This window comes from Butyrivibrio sp. WCD3002 (assembly GCF_000424265.1).
Lineage (GTDB): Bacteria > Bacillota > Clostridia > Lachnospirales > Lachnospiraceae > Butyrivibrio.
The window spans coordinates 133,539-150,638 of the sequence record NZ_AUJO01000001.1 but is presented as its reverse complement, the minus strand read 5'-3'; the positions used below and the strand labels follow the sequence as shown (position 1 = coordinate 150,638).

Sequence of the window (17,100 nt, the reverse complement as noted above, 5' to 3'; positions counted from 1 at the left end):
TTTGAGAATTATTGCATTTGCCTATATCGATATATCGCATCTTAATCTACCTTTGCCTAATCTCGACTAAACTATTGTTAAACGGAGGCAAATCAACTAATGGATAATGATAACGAAAAAATCGCCAATAAACTAAGAGAGTTACGTTCTATTCATGGATATACGCAAAGTTATATTGCTGCCAATATTGATGTAAAACAACCAACCTATCAGCAGTATGAAGCTGGTAAACGTACCCCAAGCATTATTTCGTTATATAAACTTGCCAACTTCTATGGTCTTACAACTGATGAGCTATTAAAGCTCTGCGTTCCACTCGATAATGAGATATATTTTGATGCTCCTGACTATACATCTCGTACACTCGAAGAAGCCGAACTTTCTTCCTTCAAATCAGATAGTCGTCATTCTGGATTAAACAATCTGGAACTACAACTCCTCTACTACTTTTCTAAATTAGATAAAGAATCAAAAAATGAACTAATTGAGTTTGCACAATATAAGGTATCAAAATTAAAGCATTAGGTTTCTAGTGCTTTTTTATTTCTAAAGCTTTGGCAAATAAGTAGTAAATTTCCATTTTCTGTTATATATCTATAGGCGTTTGTTATATTTTGATTTTATCAATGCAAAATGAAACTATAGTTAACTCGCACCTAAAAAATCATTATTATTTTATAAACTATCTATAAATGTCATACAAACGGCACAATGCAGTTTATCTCAGTTTGAAGAGCTTTGCTCTATGAAATCGCCCATCGGTTCATTTTCGGGTATTTTAGGTGAGTGTCTGTTTTTCTTATGGAGAAAGACGCTTTCACTCATGCGGAGAAAACTGTTTGCAGCAGGCCGCTTCAAAGTGTAAATAATCATGGTCATAGAGCTTGCGTAGCAAGCGGCAAAACAAATAAAGCAGAAAATCCTGAGCTTGCTCAAAGGATTTTCTGCTTTTTGTTGTAGGCGCATTGCGCCGTTATGACCATGATATAAAATATACCCATATGCGGCCTGCAAGTTTTTTCGGAGCATGAAGCAGTGAAAGCGCCTCGACATTAGAAAAACAAGCGAGCCTAACCGACCTGGAAATGAGTCAATGGCCCAATTCAAAGGGCGCTGTCAGGTTACCGCAGTTTAAACTGATTGATCATTCTGGTCAGGTCTTCAGACTGCTCGGTAAGGGTCTGAGAAACGTTGCTGGATTCCTGGGCGGTCTCGGAGTTACTCTGGACTACTGAGGAAATCTGATCGATACCTTCGTTGATTTCTTCCATGCTGGTGGCCTGATTCTGTGCCATCTCTCCGGTTTCCATAATCATGCCGGTAATTTCTTCAACTGATTGCTGCATCTGCTGAAGAGCATCGGTGGTTTCTCCAACTACGTCATTACCGTTCCTGATTTCTTCCATTGTATCCTGAATAAGCTGATGTGTATTCTTTGCAGCCTCAGAACTCTGGCTGGCCAGCGTACTGATCTCTTCAGCAACAACTGCGAAGCCCTTTCCTGACTCTCCTGCTCTGGCAGCCTCAATGGATGCGTTAAGAGCAAGAAGCTGTGTCTGCTTGGCAATCGATTCAATTGAGTTGGTTACCTGCTCAATCTCATTAGATGCCTCTGTGATCCTTACCATAGCATCTGTAACAAGATGCATCTTGCGAGCGCTGGCATCAGCGTCCTCACGAACCTTATCGGCCATCTTTCTGGATTTCTCAGCTGTTTCTGCCATAAGCTTTGTCTGCTCAGTAACGGTATTAACAGATGCTGTAAGCTCTTCAACGGCTGCAGCCTGATCGGTAGCTCCTTCTGCCAGATCAGTTGCTCCCCTGCTCATTCCGCTTGCACCTTCTGATACGCTATGTGATGAATCTTTAACTCTGGAAAGAGTATCCGAAAGTGACTCTGTAATATTATCAAGAGCCTCTTTGATAGGAGCGAAATCTTCCTTATAAAGCTCCGGATGAAGCGTACCCTGAGTAAAATCGCCATCCGCAACCAGCTTTAAGGTTTCTCTGATATCCGCAACTATCTGTTCAGTGAAGGACGTAGACTCATTAAGGTCCTTTGCAAGCCTGCCGAGTTCATCTCCGGATGTATAATCAATGTTGATATTAAGATTACATCTGGACATATCGTCAGCGGCCTTGGAAATCTCTTCAACAGGCTCAAGAATTGACTTCGAAAGTTTTCTCTTAACATCAACGATATAAATCATAACCATGATTACGATGATTATTGAAAGCGTCGAAAGCACTATACCTATAATGAGAGCGTTCCGGTATGCTGCCGCTGCAGATTCCTTTGACCCTGAGGAAACACTCTTAAAATCCTGCACCGCAGCATCAATAGAAGGATATAGCGTATCATTGAAATAGTAGAATATTTCTTCCGAGCTTGATCCGTCGGTGAACATATTACCAAGCGTCTTACCATTCTGCTGTACTACCTTAAGATCATTTGACACCGCTGTTAATGCTGAGGTATCATCCAGTACTGTCGCCAAATTTTCAAGATTGGCATCAAACTCCGCAAACTTCTCCATGGCTTTTCCAAGCTGCTCTTGCCGAATTGAATCATCGGGAGATGAAAGTGCCCACAGAAAAGCTTTAGATAAAGCCTGTACATCTATTCTTATCTCAGCTTGATAGGTATTCATTGTGTAATACTTACGATAAATCGTTCTTATGGAAATAAGAGCTGCAATAATGGTTATTGCCAAAATTGCCGCAGTTGTGCAGAACATAATGATTATCTGTTTGAATGTCGAGTCGAATTTCTCTTTAACACTCAGGTCATGAATTTTCTTTTCATCAACACGTATAAGATTCAATACACTCATCGTCTTCCCTCCTCATCAAAAAGGATAAATTATCAAAATTTGGCATAAATGTATGCATTCATACATAATTTAATTCTACACAAATTAAATGAAATAAACATACACTTATATACGATTTTCCAAAAATTTAAGAATTGGTAAATACATATTTAAAACTAAAAAAAATCAAGATTATATTTTTATAACAGTGCTTCGAATAACATATTTTTATTTTTAATAAAACCGAAGTAATACCTTTTGATAATAAAAAGAACAGGCTGAAAAAACAGCCTGTTCCTATTGCTAATTCATTTTATTTTACTATTATTTCATAACGATATTTACAATCTTACCGGGAACATAAATCTCTTTGATGATATTTCCATCAAACTTACCTGAGATAGCTTCCCTTGCCTTTGCAAGTACATCATCCTTAGGATCATCCTTGCCAATTGAGATTGTAGCACGTACCTTACCGTTAACCTGTACTGCGATCTCTACTGTATTCTCAACAGTAAGTGCCTCGTCATATTCAGGCCATGTCTGCTGGTAAAGTCTTCCTTCACCGCCAATTCTCTGCCAGATTTCCTCAGTAATATGAGGCGCTACAGGATTGAGCATTGTGATAAGTGTCTTGTACTCTGCTTTAGTAACAGCATTCTTCTTATAGAAGTCATTTATAAGTGACATCATAGCTGCAATAGCTGTGTTGTACTTAAGGTTCTCAAAATCGCTTGATACCTTCTTGATGGTTCTGTGCATCTCGCCCTTAAGGTCGTCTGAATACTCATCTCCATCTACAAGAATATCCTGAAGCTTCCATACTCTCTCAAGGAATCTGCGGCAGCCCTTTACACCGTCCTCAGACCATGAAGCAGCAAGATCAAATGCACCGATGAACATCTCGTAGGTACGAAGTGTATCTGCACCGTAATCCTCTACGATATCGTCAGGATTAACAACGTTACCGCGGGACTTACTCATCTTCTCGCCGTTCTCACCAAGGATCATTCCATGGCTTGTTCTCTTCTGGTAAGGCTCCGGAGTTGTTACAACACCCTGATCATAAAGGAACTTGTGCCAGAATCTGGAATACAGAAGGTGAAGTGTTGTATGCTCCATTCCTCCGTTGTACCAGTCTACAGGCATCCAGTATTTAAGTGCTTCTTTACTTGCAAGTGCATTGTCATTGGTAGGATCTGTATATCTGAGGAAGTACCATGATGAACCTGCCCACTGAGGCATTGTATCTGTCTCTCTCTTAGCAGGGCCTCCACAGCAGGGACATGTTGTATTAACCCAGTCTGTCATAGCTGCGAGAGGTGACTCACCGTTATCTGTAGGCTCATAGCTCTCTACCTCAGGAAGAAGAAGCGGAAGCTCTGATTCATCAATTGCTACATATCCGCACTTAGGACAATCAACAATCGGAATAGGCTCTCCCCAATATCTCTGACGTGAGAATACCCAGTCACGAAGCTTGTAATTAACCTGTGCATGGCCGATCTTCTTCTCTTCAAGGAAGGAAATCATCTTTTCCTTAGCATCGCTTACTGAAAGGCCATTGATGAAATCTGAGTTGATAAGAACGCCTGTTGCAACATCTGTAAATGCTGCTGCGTTAACATCTACCTCTTCGCCATCCTTGGCAACAACCTGAATGATAGGAAGGTTAAATTTCTTTGCGAACTCCCAGTCTCTGTCATCATGAGCAGGAACCGCCATGATAGCACCTGTACCATAGCTCATAAGTACATAATCTGAAACCCAGATTGGAATTTCTTTGCCGTTTACAGGATTGATAGCCATAAGTCCGTCAATCTGGACACCGGTCTTATCCTTTGCAAGCTCTGATCTCTCGAAGTCAGACTTCTTAGCAGCTGCTTCTCTGTATGCAATGATATCATTCCAGTTAGAAATTCTGTCCTGATACTTATCAAGATAAGGATGCTCAGGAGAAACAACCATATATGTAGCACCAAAAAGTGTATCGCATCTTGTGGTATAAACTGTCAGATGATCCTCTGTATCCTTGATTGCAAAATCAACCTCAGCACCTGTACTGCGGCCGATCCAGTTTTTCTGGGATACCTTTACTCTCTCAATATAATCAACACCATCAAGTCCGTCGATGAGCTTATCCGCATATTCTGTGATCTTCAGCATCCACTCGCTCTTAACCTTACGAACTACCTCTGAACCACAGCGCTCACAAACACCATTAACAACCTCTTCGTTAGCAAGGCCGACCTTACAGGAAGTACACCAGTTGATAGGCATCTCCTTCTTATAAGCAAGACCTTCCTTGAAAAGCTTTAAAAAGATCCACTGTGTCCACTTATAATAATGGGGATCAGTTGTATTGATCTCTCTTTTCCAATCAAAAGAATATCCAAGGGAATGAAGCTGATCCTTGAACTTCTTAACATTGTTTGCTGTTACAATCTTGGGGTGAATGTGATTTTTGATGGCATAGTTCTCAGTGGGAAGACCAAAAGCGTCCCATCCCATAGGATAAAGAACATTGTAGCCCTGCATTCTGCGCTTACGTGCAACGATATCAAGCGCTGTATACGGACGAGGATGTCCTACATGAAGTCCCTGTCCTGAAGGATAGGGAAACTCAACTAAAGCATAGTATTTGGGCTTTGAATAATCATCTGTGGCTGCGAACGCATCCTCATCATCCCAAATCTTCTGCCATTTTTGCTCGACTTCTTTGTGATTGTATAACTCTGACATTTATAGCACCTCATTTTATATGGATTTTCGCGAAAATAAACTTTTCAAATTTTACCATATAAAGGTGCCTTATTCAAGGTTCTTACATTCCTGCCTACTTCTTTTTGAAATATTTTACCAGGTTTTCTATCGGCATGGGTTTTGCATAATGATATCCCTGAATATAGTCAAAACCACGGTTTATACTGTAATTTTTCTGCTTCTCATCTTCTACACCTTCAACCAGCGTAATGAAGCCATTTTTCTTAAAGGTATCGATCATATAGGAGATAATATCCTCAACCCGTGAATCCTCGATGGACTTATAGAGCAGGGATTTATCGAACTTAATTGTCTGAACAGGAACGTCAAGAACACGCTCAAGATTTGAGTAGCCGGTTCCAAAATCGTCCATGTAAAGCTGGATACCCTCCATGTTAAGCATATTCATATTGTACTTAACAGCATCATAGCTATCCGCCATCATAGACTCGGTAAGCTCAAGCCTTATCTTCTTCTGATCAACATTATAGGTATGGATAATATCCATAATTTCTTTATAGAATTCCTTATCCACAAAATCCGCAGTTGAACAGTTTATTGTCAGCGCATCAAAATCATATTCCAGGGAAAGGTCCTCTACAGCCTTACAAACCTTGTGCATCATAATAACAGTCAGAGAATGGATACATCCTGTGGTTTCTGCAATCTTAATGAATTCATCCGGAGGTATCATTCTGCCGTCGATGCAAAGACGCATAAGTGCCTCAGCCGATCTGAAGCTCTCCTTCCGGACGCTGTAAATAGGCTGTGCATAGCAAAGGATTCTATCATCATCCGGATCCATCTTTGCTCTGATATCTGCCAAAGTCTGTTCTATATTATAGATATCATCATAAGCGCGGAAGTCGCTACCGTTAGCAAAAATATACACATTTTGTCCATCTACCATATATTTTTGCTTGATATATTTCATGAAAAACTGAGTCCATTTATTTCCCTGTGCCACAAAACGTCTGCTATCACCGCCAACACCCAGAAAATAATGTATATGATCGATATCAGTCTTATAGAAATCCTCCAAAATATCACGCATCTGATCGGCATAATTCTCGGCATCAGAGCGCTCCTTAACTTCCATAATGGCAATGAAGGTTCCGTAATTAACCCTGTAAAGGTGGATTTTTCTTGAAATACGCTCGATTTTCCTGCAAACATCTGCAAGCTCCAGGGTCAGCGTCTCATAATTGGGATTTCTGGAATTTCCAAGAAGCTGCGGAAATTCGATATATGCCAGATAGAATACTCTTCCCATCTTGTTGTTTGTGATGAATCTGCTCTCCATTGCCCCAACATTCTGACAACCCGTATCCTCATCATATGGATTTGAATGGAAAAGCAGATAAATAGCAATGAATGGTAAAGTATAGGTAGCCGCACTGAAAATGGAATTTCTGTCCAATACCTGAGCAAAAAGTACAACAAATTCGAGCGGAATCACTATATAAATTCCCCTCATAACTATTCTTGATATGGTCGATCTTCTTTGAAAACACATAGCAAAGCATATAGTAGCGCAAACAATTCCGGCTATACAGTAATATCTGGTAAAATGCGTCAGATCTATGCCGTCAGTCCTTACATAATAGAAATTTTTCATGGCAACCTGATAGATCGCTCCTGAAAAATAAATCACTGCCACTAAGATATAGATCATCACAATGACAGAACGCCTTTGAATTCTTCGTTCACTCATCAGATTTATGTAATTGAAGGTATCAACCAGAATAAGAGCATATAGAACAAGAAATACTATCAGCAGTATTGTGAAAGAGCTCCTGCTGTAATACTCCGTATTACTTGCGATCTCCACTATAAAAATCATCAAAACAGTGGCAACGATCGAAGTGACATTGCCCCATAGAAGGAAGCTAAAAGCTTTTGATTGTCTTGGTTTTGTTAAAACCATAAAAACAAGGATGAGTAAAGAAAGAAAAAGACTTGCATACTCGCCTACTATCTCATATCTCAGAGCACTATGAATTCCAAACATTGGCATAATTCATTCCTCATAGATTATCACATTACAGTAATACTTCATTTTAAATATCGTAGCATAATAGTATCAACACACATTAAAGAAAGGCTAAAAAAAGTATAAAAAAAGAGGCATCGCAAAATAGCGATGCCCCGTAATTACCATTAATCCTCGATGCCGTTTTCCTTAACCTTCTCTGCTCTTGCAGTAACTTCCTTCTCCTGAATGTCTGAAGGTGCCTGCTCATAGCGTGCAAAGGTATATTCATAATCACCGGCGCCACCTGTCATTGAACGAAGTGTTGTGCAGTAGCCGTAAAGCTCCATCATAGGAATGTCTGCTTCAATAACCTGCTTGCCGTTACCTGTAGGATTCATTCCGAGAACGCGGCCTCTTCTCTTATTGAGATCACCCATAACGTCACCGGTATATGCATCCGGAACAGTAACCTTAAGGCTTGCGATAGGCTCAAGAAGAACAGGACCTGCTTCCATGAAGCCCTTCTTGAATGCATTACTTGCTGCAACCTTGAAGGCCATTTCAGAGGAATCAACCGGATGGTAGGATCCGTCATAAAGAACAGCCTTAACGCCAACAACAGGATATGCTGCAAGAGGTCCTCTCTGAGAAGCCTCATTTATACCCTTTTCAACAGCCGGGAAGTAGTTCTTCGGAACTGCTCCACCTACAACCTCCTGCTCGAAGGTGTAAGCCTGTGTATCATCACCTGAAGGTGAGAAACGCATCTTAACATGTCCATACTGACCATGTCCGCCGGTCTGCTTCTTATACTTGTACTCAACATCTGAGTTCTTGCGGATAGTCTCTCTGAAAGCTACCTTGGGCTTATCAAGCTCTACTTCAACCTTGTACTCGTTAAGGAGCTTACTAACTGCAATATCCAGATGCATGTCACCCATACCATAGATAAGTGACTGACGGTTCTCAGCATCATTAACAACCTTAAGAGTTGCATCCTCAGCTGAAAGCTTTGCAAGAGACTGAGCAATCTTATCGATATCAGCCTTATTCTTTGCCTTATATCTCATGTAGGTGTAAGGCTCAGAGATGTCCATCTTAGCGTACTGAACAGGATTAGCCTTGGTTGAAAGGGTATCACCTGTACTGATATCAAGCTTCTGAAGGGCACCGAAGTCACCGGCGTGAAGCTCAGGTACTTCTATAGTCTTATTACCCTGCATTACATATATCTTACCAATCTTAACTTCTGTATCCTTGTTGGAATCGTACATAACATCATCAGTCTTGATAACGCCTGAACGAACCTTGATCATGGAATACTTTCCAATGAAAGGATCCATCATGGTCTTGAATACGAAAGCTGTCTTAGGCTTTGAGAAATCGAAGTTTGCTTCGAAAATCTCATTGGTCTTCATGTTGATGCCGGCCATCTTGCGGTTCTCGGGAGCGGGCATATACTTGATGATATCATCAAGAAGTGTATAAACACCCTGAGCAAGAATGCTTGAACCCATCTCGATGGGAACGATAGAACCGTCACAAACATTGTTGCGAAGTGCGGAACGGATCTCCTGCTCTGAGAAGGTCTCACCGCTGAAATATCTGTCCATGAACTCTTCACTGGTCTCAGCAACTGCTTCCATGAGAGTGTCACGATACTGACTAAGATATTCTTTATTATATTCAGGGATCTCGCACTCAACTGCGTCCTTGCCTTCCCAACGGAAGCCCTTCTCCTGAATAACATTTACATAACCTACAAACTTCTCATTCTCACGAATAGGAAGGTTGAATGGTGCAATCTTTTTACCATATTTATCTGTAAGATCCTGAACTACCTGTCTGTATGAAGCATCATCAATATCCATATCGGATACAAAGAACATACGCGGTATTCCGTACTTCTCACAAAGATCCCATGCTCTCTCAGTTCCAACCTCGACGCCGGCCTTACCTGAAACTACGATAATTGCTGCATCAGCAACACTCATTGCTTCCTGAACCTCACCAACAAAATCGAAAAATCCCGGTGCATCAAGAAGGTTGATCTTGTGATCATCCCACTCAAGCGCAATATTTGTTGTGCTGATTGAGAATTGACGCTTCTGCTCTTCTTTGTCGAAATCACTAACGGTATTTCCATCAGCTACCTTACCCATGCGGGAAGTGATACCTGCAAGATATGCCATTGCCTCAGCTAGAGAAGTTTTTCCTGCTCCCCCGTGACCTAAGAGTACGACATTACGAATTTTGTCACTAGTGTAAACTTTCATCTCTGTTCCTCCAGTAATTTATTTCTTTGGGTAAAATGCTTGAGAATATTCAGATTTCCCCCAACCCTATAGAGATATTTTACTAAAATTGTGCATACAATACAAGTAATTCAAAACAATTTGCACAATTATTGCTTTTCACACTTTAACGTGTTATAGTGATATAGATTTCGTCACACGTTTGGCGGGGTCAAAGAGAAAACTCGAGGTAAATTCAATGAATGCAAATGATATAACCTGTGGATTTATCGGTCTGGGACTGATCGGTGGCTCCATGGCAAGAGCTCTTAAGGAGAAGGCTCCCGGCATGCGTATTATTTCCTACACGCCCCACCGTGAAACCTCTGAAAGAGCTAAGGCTGACGGTATCGTAGACGTTATCGCGCCGGCTATAGATGAACATTTTACAGAATGTGACTACATTTTTTTATGCGCTCCTATTGAACGTAACAATGATAATCTTTCAATATTAAAACCATTCCTTGACAAAAAAACTACCTTATCTGATATCGGTTCGGTAAAAACCAGTATTCACGAACATGTTAAGGAGCTTGGTCTCGAGGATCAGTTCATAGGCGGACATCCGATGGCAGGTACAGAGCGTATCGGTTACATCAATTCAAAGGCTTCCATACTTGAAAACGCCTACTACATCCTTACTAAAACAGAAAAAACTTCAGATGAACGTCTTGAGAATTACAGACAGCTTGTAGAACTGATGGGTGCTACTCCTCTCATCATTCCTTACGAGCAGCATGATTTTGCTACTGCGGCTATAAGCCATGTCCCCCACGTAATAAGCGGCTGTCTTGTTAATCTGGTAGAACGAAGCGACTATTCTGATGGGCTTATGAAGACAATTGCTGCAGGCGGCTTCAAGGATATCACGCGAATCTCCTCCTCTTCGCCTGTTATGCTTCAGCAGATTTGTCTTACCAATCGCAAAAACATCGTGACTCTGCTGGATAAGTATATCGATTATATTAAGGAAATGAAGGATGTCATAGATGACGCCGACGGCGACAGTCTTATGGATTTCTTTTCGTCGGCAAGAGAATACAGGGATTCCTTCAACGATCTCAACAGAGGTCCTATCAGGAAAACATATATCACAAGAGTCGACATCGCCGATGAGCCCGGAAACATTGCTTCCGTTGCAACACTTCTTTCTGTTAACGGCATTAACATCAAGAATATCGGAATCGTACATAACAGAGAGGATGAACACGGAACACTCAGCATAGAGTTTCACGATGGAAAAGCTATGGAAAAAGCTGTACAATTATTAGACAATCACGGATATCCGTCCGCCAAGTAACTGCGTTATTTTCTTAGACATAAATGAGGTGCAATCCATGATAAGTATTGAAAAAAGTTCTAAACCGTTAAAAGGACATGTCTATGTCCCGGGGGATAAGTCCATTTCACACAGAAGCGTCATGTTTGGCGCCCTTGCAGATGGTACAACCGAGATTACTGGTTTTCTTGAGGGTGCAGACTGCCTCTCTACTATCGATTGCTTCAGAAAACTCGGTATCCAGATCGAACATACTCAGCGTCCCGTTCACGGAGTTCCCACAATAACAGTTCACGGCAGAGGTCTTCATGGGCTCTCAGCACCGGACACAGGACTTTTTACCGGCAATAGCGGCACTACCACGAGACTTCTTGCAGGTATTCTTGCCGCACAGCCCTTTGATACTGTGCTCACAGGTGATAATTCCATCGAGCAGCGTCCCATGAACCGCATCATTAAGCCACTTACTCAGATGGGAGCAGACATATCTTCTCTTAAGGGAAATGACTGCGCTCCTCTTATTATTAAGGGAGGCAAAAGACTTCGTGGTATCACTTATCACAGTCCTGTTGCTTCTGCCCAGGTAAAATCCTGCATACTTCTTGCCGGTCTTTACTCAGACAGTGACACAGTAGTCTATGAACCTGCACTCAGCAGAAATCATACGGAAATAATGCTAAGAGCCTACGGTGCTGACATCCATAATGAAGTGGATGTTAAGGGAAGTGCCGCAGCAATTCTTCATCCCGGTTCACCTCTAAGGGGTATAAAGGTCAATGTCCCGGGTGACATTTCATCAGCCGCTTATTTCATTGCTGCTGCTCTGCTTGTTCCCGGATCAGATATTGTCATTCATAATGTCGGAATAAATAAGACGCGCTCCGGAATACTATGCGTTCTCAAACAGATGGGCGCTGATATTGAGCTTGAAAACGTTGATGAATCAATTGAGCCAAGAGCTGACCTTCATGTTCGCTATTCACAGCTTCACGGAGGTGTTAACGGCAGATTTGAGCTTTCAGGTAAGCTTATTCCTACCATGATAGATGAGCTTCCAATCTTCGCTGTTGTTGCTGCTTCCGCAAACTGCACCACCATCATTAAGGATGCCGCAGAGCTTAAGGTAAAGGAATCAAACAGAATTGATGCCATCTGCAATAATCTAAAGCTTATGGGTGTCGACATCGAGCCCACAGATGATGGAATGATCATAAACGGCGGACGTCCTTTTGTTGCTGCCGATATAGAAACAGAGGGTGACCACAGAATAGCAATGAGCTTCGCAATAGCTGCCCTTGCCGCAAACGGTCAGACAAGGATTATCGATGACAAGTGCGTAGGCATCTCCTATCCCGCTTTCTTCAATGATCTTAAGAGGCTATTACAATAATGAAAAATCTAAACTGCAGTATAAACGATGTTTTTCTGCAGAGAATAATATCATAAAGACAAAAAAGGAATGTTGTTTTGAGAATTATCTCTTAACAACATTCCTTTTATTTTTACCTGAATAACTATCAGTCTCTCTTAAAGATATCTCTTGTGTATACCTTATCACTAACATCATCAAGGCTGCTGTCATAGCGGTTAGCAATAATTGCCTGACTCTGTTTCTTGAACTCCTCAAGATTGTTTACAACCTTGCTTCCAAAGAAGGTTGTTCCATCCTCAAGAGTCGGCTCATAAATAATAACAGTGGCACCCTTAGCCTTTATACGCTTCATAACGCCCTGAATACTGCTCTGACGGAAGTTATCTGAATTACTCTTCATAGTAAGTCTGTAGACTCCCACAATAACCTCATGCTCAAAGTTCTTATCATAGTTTGCACTGTTACCGTAAGCGCCTGCAATATCAAGAACTCTGTCTGCTATGAAATCCTTTCTGGTTCTGTTGGAATCAACAATAGCCTCGATCAGGTTCTCCGGGACATCCGAGTAATTTGCCAGAAGCTGCTTGGTATCCTTAGGCAGGCAATATCCGCCATAACCAAAGGAAGGGTTATTATAAAAATCACCAATTCTGGGATCAAGGCAGACACCACGAATAATGCTGGTGGTATCAAGTTCTTTCATCTCTGCATAAGTATCAAGCTCATTAAAATATGATACTCTGAGTGCAAGATATGTATTAGCAAAAAGCTTAACAGCTTCAGCTTCGGTAGTTCCCATGAAAAGGACTTCAACATCCTCTTTTAATGCTGCCTCCTTAAGAAGGGCTGCAAATTTGTGAGCTGCCTCAACAAGCTTTTCATCACTTTCATCCACGCCAACGATAATTCTGCTGGGATAGAGATTGTCATAAAGTGCCTTTGACTCTCTAAGGAACTCAGGGCTGAACAGTATCTTATCAGATCCCATCTTCTCTCTGACTTTCTCAGTATAGCCAACAGGAATCGTACTCTTTATTATCATGAAGGCATTTGGATTAACCTTCTTAACAAGCTCAATTACTGCTTCAACGGCACTTGTATCGAAATAATTCTTCTTACTGTCATAATTGGTAGGAGCTGCGATTACAACAAAATCAGCATCCTTATATGCTGCTTCTCCATCCAATGTAGCTGTGAGCTTAAGCTCTTTTTCCGCAAAAAACTTTTCAATATACTCATCCTGAATGGGTGATATTCTCTTATTGAGCATATCCACCTTTTCGGGTATTACATCAACAACTGTTACCTGATGTCTCTGTGAAAGAAGTGTTGCGATTGAAAGTCCGACATAGCCCGCTCCCGCAACAGCAATCTTCACCTCACAATTATTATTCATATTCTCTCCTATTTAATACCGGCCCTAAATTATTCTCCGGCAAGCGTCTCCTGTACAGTCTCATAGACTGAGATACGCTGTCTGTCATATTCCGGCATACCAATAAAGATTGCACCATATTCATATCCGTTTTCAAGCATGGTGCCTCTTACAATCTTGATAAATACATGTAAAACTTCTTTCGTCCAAATGGTTATATTAGCTTCATAGTTATCACCCATAACCAGCTGAACGTCAGACATAAAGCCCATTCCTGCTCTTGAGCAGTTCATGATGGAAATTGCAACAGTCTCAGCTTCCTCATTACTACTGCCATGCATAGGCTTCATGATAAGCTCGCCTGTAAGATCAAGTCTCTTGTACTTTCTTCTCTCGTCCATAATATCCCCCACATAAATATTGTTCTGAACCTAGCAATACCAATATAAATATATCTTAGCTTAAATTTCGTCGTCCGTAAAGAAACAAGCATCGCCAAAAGAGAAAAATCTATACTTTTTATCGACAGCTTCCTTATAGGCGTCAAGCACGTGATCTCTGCCTGCAAGAGCCGATACCAGCATAACCAGAGTAGACTCCGGCAGATGAAAATTTGTAATAAGGCAGTCTGTTACCTTGAACTTGTATCCGGGATAAATGAATATGGATGTATTATCCGCACACTGTTCAATATGACCGTTTTCATCTGCAGCACTCTCTATTGTTCTGCAGCTTGTGGTGCCTACACAGATTACTCTGTGACCGTTTTCTTTAGCTCTATTTATCTTCTCGGCTGCTTCCTGTGTAACCTGATACCACTCTGTATGCATGTGGTGATCAAGTACATTTGTAACCTTAACAGGTCTGAAGGTACCAAGGCCTACATGAAGCGTTACATAAGCAAGATCAATTCCCTTATCCTGAATTTTCTGAAGAAGCTCTTTGGTAAAATGAAGTCCTGCAGTAGGTGCAGCAGCTGAGCCCTCATATCTTGCATAAACCGTCTGATACATGTTTTTATCCTGAAGCTTATGGGTGATATATGGCGGCAGTGGCATTTCACCAAGTCTGTCCAGTACTTCCTCGAAGATTCCTTCGTAGTAGAACTGAACAAGTCTGTTTCCTTCCTCCACAATATCAAGGATCTTTGCTGTGAGGCTTCCATCACCAAATGTGACCTCTGCGCCGGGGCGAAGCTTTTTACCGGGCTTAACAAGAGTCTCCCAAATATCGTTCTCTCTTCTTTTCAAAAGAAGAATCTCGACTGCCGCTCCTGTGTCCTTCTTCGTTCCCAGAAGTCTTGCAGGAATAACCTTGGTATCATTAAGAACAAGGCAGTCACCGGGCTTAAGATAATCTATGATGTCATGGAAAATCTTATGTGCTGTCTTACCAGACTCCTTATTCATCACAAGAAGCTTACAGTCATCACGGGCCATAAGCGGATCCTGTGCAATCAGCTCCTGTGGAAGATCAAAATAATAATCACTTGTGCGAAGACCCAGATTAGGGTCCTGCGCATTATTTTCTGTAGTACTCAATATTTTCTCCTAATATCCCTCATCCGCCCTTCGGGCACCTTCTCCCCAAGGGAGAAGGCTCTTTTCCTGCCTTCCCCCTTTAGGGAAAAGGCTCTTTTCTTGCCCTACCCCTGGGGAAAAGGCTCTTTTCCTGCCTTCCCCCTAAAGGGGGAAGGTGGCACGAAGTGCCGGATGAGGGTGCTTTACATATTAGTCATTCCGGCCTTATTTAAGAATGTCTTATACAAGCGGAGCGCCTCATAGATATCAGCCTTTGATGTAGCCTCGTAAGGAGCATGCATATTAAGAACTGCTACACCTGCATCAATTACATTCATTCCGTAAAGTGCAAGAATATATGCGATGGTTCCGCCACCACCTACATCTACCTTACCAAGCTCAGCCATCTGGAAGTCTACACCGTCCTCTTCAAAGATGCTTCTAAGATGAGCGATATACTCAGCATTAGCATCGTTAGAGCCTGACTTTCCGCGGCTTCCTGTGAACTTACTGAATACAGGGCCATAACCAAGAAGTGATGCGTTCTTCTTTTCGAACTGACCTGCATACATGGGATCGAATGCAGCGTTTACATCAGATGAAAGCATGCATGAATTTGCAAGGCATCTTCTGAGCTTAAGCTCTGAATAATCACCGCAGAGGTTCATAAGCTCTGCAACGGCGTTCTCAAAGAATTTACTCTCCATACCGGTTGCGCCAACGCTTCCGATTTCTTCCTTATCAACAAGGATGCAGCAGCCTGTTCTCTTAAGATTCTTAACACCGAGAAGTGCTTCCATTGAAGGATAAGCACATACTCTGTCATCCTGACCGTAAGCAAGGATCATTGAGCGGTCAAAACCGGCATCTCTTGCCTTACCTGCAGGAACGATCTCAAGCTCTGCAGAGAGGAAATCGTCCTCCTCGATTCCGTAAAGATCATAAAGAATTCCAAGGATTCCGCGCTTAACTGCACCTGAAACCTTGCCGCTTTCTTCCTTCTCTTCCTTCTCATAAGCAACAGCATACTGCTGACCATCTGTTAGCTTTGTGTTCTTCTTTTCAGCCTTTTTCTTTTCATCGCTCTCAATTACAAAAGGTCTGTTTCCAACTACAAGATCAAGAGCCTCACCCTCAACAACTGTAGCAGCCTTCTTGCTCATAAGATCGCCTGAAAGGTGGATGAGAAGATCGCTGATGAAGAATACCGGATCATCCTCGTCCTCACCTACATTAAGCTGTACTGTTGTACCATCCTTTTTAACTACAACACCGTGGATTGAAAGCGGAATGGTAACATAGAGATACTTCTTGATACCACCGTAGTAATGAGTATCAAGATAAGCAATATTTGTATCTTCGTAAAGAGGGTTCTGCTTAACATCCATTCTGGGAGAATCGATATGAGCACCTAAGATATTCATACCTGTCTCAAGGGGATCAGAACCGATCTGGAACATAGCGATAGACTTATTCATCCATACGCTGTAAACCTTATCGCCCTTCTTAAGCTTTGTGTTCTTTCCAATAAGTGTGTTGAGCTCACGATATCCTGCCTGCTCAATCTCATTTACAATGCTGTCGATGGCTTCGCGCTCTGTCTTGGCATTATCAAGGAAAGTCTTATAGTTATCAGCAAAGGCTTCAAGCTCTTTAAGCTGCTTTGCATTGTATTTTGTCCACATATTTGTTCTTTTCATTGCGTACTC

At 41.7% G+C, this 17,100-nt stretch carries 11 protein-coding genes; 3 read left to right on the top strand and 8 right to left on the bottom strand.

Annotated features, from left to right (window positions below):
* Positions 1–99: 99 nt before the first annotated feature.
* On the top strand, positions 100–525 hold the full coding sequence (locus G608_RS0100615) for a helix-turn-helix domain-containing protein (protein ID WP_026494369.1): 426 nt from the start codon (positions 100–102) through the stop codon (positions 523–525).
* Positions 526–1,121: 596 nt separating this feature from the next.
* Here the strand turns inward: G608_RS0100615 and G608_RS0100605 are convergent.
* The 4 genes from G608_RS0100605 to G608_RS0100590 form a co-directional block, all read right to left on the bottom strand.
* Complete coding sequence (locus G608_RS0100605; protein WP_026494367.1) at positions 1,122–2,834, bottom strand: methyl-accepting chemotaxis protein; 1,713 nt, start codon at positions 2,832–2,834, stop codon at positions 1,122–1,124.
* A 303-nt stretch (positions 2,835–3,137) separates the two neighbouring features.
* Positions 3,138–5,555, bottom strand: a complete 2,418-nt coding sequence (gene leuS, locus G608_RS0100600; protein ID WP_026494366.1) for a leucine--tRNA ligase — start codon at positions 5,553–5,555, stop codon at positions 3,138–3,140.
* A gap of 94 nt (positions 5,556–5,649) precedes the next feature.
* Complete coding sequence (locus G608_RS0100595) at positions 5,650–7,593, bottom strand: EAL domain-containing protein (protein WP_026494365.1); 1,944 nt, start codon at positions 7,591–7,593, stop codon at positions 5,650–5,652.
* Positions 7,594–7,736: 143 nt separating this feature from the next.
* Positions 7,737–9,827: an elongation factor G gene (locus G608_RS0100590; RefSeq protein ID WP_026494364.1), complete on the bottom strand. Its 2,091-nt coding sequence runs from the start codon at positions 9,825–9,827 to the stop codon at positions 7,737–7,739.
* A gap of 217 nt (positions 9,828–10,044) precedes the next feature.
* Between G608_RS0100590 and G608_RS0100585 the strand changes: the two genes are divergently transcribed.
* The gene (locus G608_RS0100585; protein WP_026494363.1) at positions 10,045–11,145 is read left to right on the top strand and encodes a prephenate dehydrogenase/arogenate dehydrogenase family protein; all 1,101 of its coding nucleotides are present in this window, start codon (positions 10,045–10,047) and stop codon (positions 11,143–11,145) included.
* 37 nt (positions 11,146–11,182) lie between these two features.
* Positions 11,183–12,514, top strand: coding sequence for a 3-phosphoshikimate 1-carboxyvinyltransferase (aroA, locus tag G608_RS0100580; protein ID WP_051208651.1), 1,332 nt, complete (start codon positions 11,183–11,185; stop codon positions 12,512–12,514).
* Positions 12,515–12,641: 127 nt separating this feature from the next.
* Here the strand turns inward: aroA and G608_RS0100575 are convergent, their stop codons facing one another.
* The 4 genes from G608_RS0100575 to G608_RS0100560 form a co-directional block, all read right to left on the bottom strand.
* Positions 12,642–13,892 carry a nucleotide sugar dehydrogenase gene (locus G608_RS0100575; protein ID WP_026494361.1) on the bottom strand — a complete coding sequence of 417 codons (1,251 nt, stop codon included), beginning with the start codon at positions 13,890–13,892 and terminating at the stop codon, positions 12,642–12,644.
* 29 nt (positions 13,893–13,921) lie between these two features.
* Positions 13,922–14,272 (bottom strand): PilZ domain-containing protein, encoded by a 351-nt coding sequence (locus G608_RS0100570; RefSeq protein ID WP_026494360.1) that lies wholly within the window; start codon positions 14,270–14,272, stop codon positions 13,922–13,924.
* A gap of 60 nt (positions 14,273–14,332) precedes the next feature.
* Positions 14,333–15,412: a tRNA preQ1(34) S-adenosylmethionine ribosyltransferase-isomerase QueA gene (queA, locus tag G608_RS0100565; RefSeq protein ID WP_255345308.1), complete on the bottom strand. Its 1,080-nt coding sequence runs from the start codon at positions 15,410–15,412 to the stop codon at positions 14,333–14,335.
* A 182-nt stretch (positions 15,413–15,594) separates the two neighbouring features.
* Positions 15,595–17,091 (bottom strand): aminopeptidase, encoded by a 1,497-nt coding sequence (locus G608_RS0100560; protein WP_026494358.1) that lies wholly within the window; start codon positions 17,089–17,091, stop codon positions 15,595–15,597.
* Positions 17,092–17,100: the final 9 nt, after the last annotated feature.

Excerpts from the sequence above, each read along its gene's own strand:
- G608_RS0100560 (WP_026494358.1), bottom strand. The coding sequence starts at position 17,091 with ATGAAAAGAACAAATATGTGGACAAAATACAATGCAAAGCAGCTTAAA.
- G608_RS0100595 (WP_026494365.1), bottom strand. The coding sequence starts at position 7,593 with ATGCCAATGTTTGGAATTCATAGTGCTCTGAGATATGAGATAGTAGGC.
- G608_RS0100590 (WP_026494364.1), bottom strand. The coding sequence starts at position 9,827 with ATGAAAGTTTACACTAGTGACAAAATTCGTAATGTCGTACTCTTAGGT.
- leuS (WP_026494366.1), bottom strand. The coding sequence starts at position 5,555 with ATGTCAGAGTTATACAATCACAAAGAAGTCGAGCAAAAATGGCAGAAG.
- G608_RS0100605 (WP_026494367.1), bottom strand. The coding sequence starts at position 2,834 with ATGAGTGTATTGAATCTTATACGTGTTGATGAAAAGAAAATTCATGAC.
- G608_RS0100575 (WP_026494361.1), bottom strand. The coding sequence starts at position 13,892 with ATGAATAATAATTGTGAGGTGAAGATTGCTGTTGCGGGAGCGGGCTAT.
- aroA (WP_051208651.1), top strand. The coding sequence starts at position 11,183 with ATGATAAGTATTGAAAAAAGTTCTAAACCGTTAAAAGGACATGTCTAT.
- G608_RS0100570 (WP_026494360.1), bottom strand. The coding sequence starts at position 14,272 with ATGGACGAGAGAAGAAAGTACAAGAGACTTGATCTTACAGGCGAGCTT.
- G608_RS0100585 (WP_026494363.1), top strand. The coding sequence starts at position 10,045 with ATGAATGCAAATGATATAACCTGTGGATTTATCGGTCTGGGACTGATC.
- G608_RS0100615 (WP_026494369.1), top strand. The coding sequence starts at position 100 with ATGGATAATGATAACGAAAAAATCGCCAATAAACTAAGAGAGTTACGT.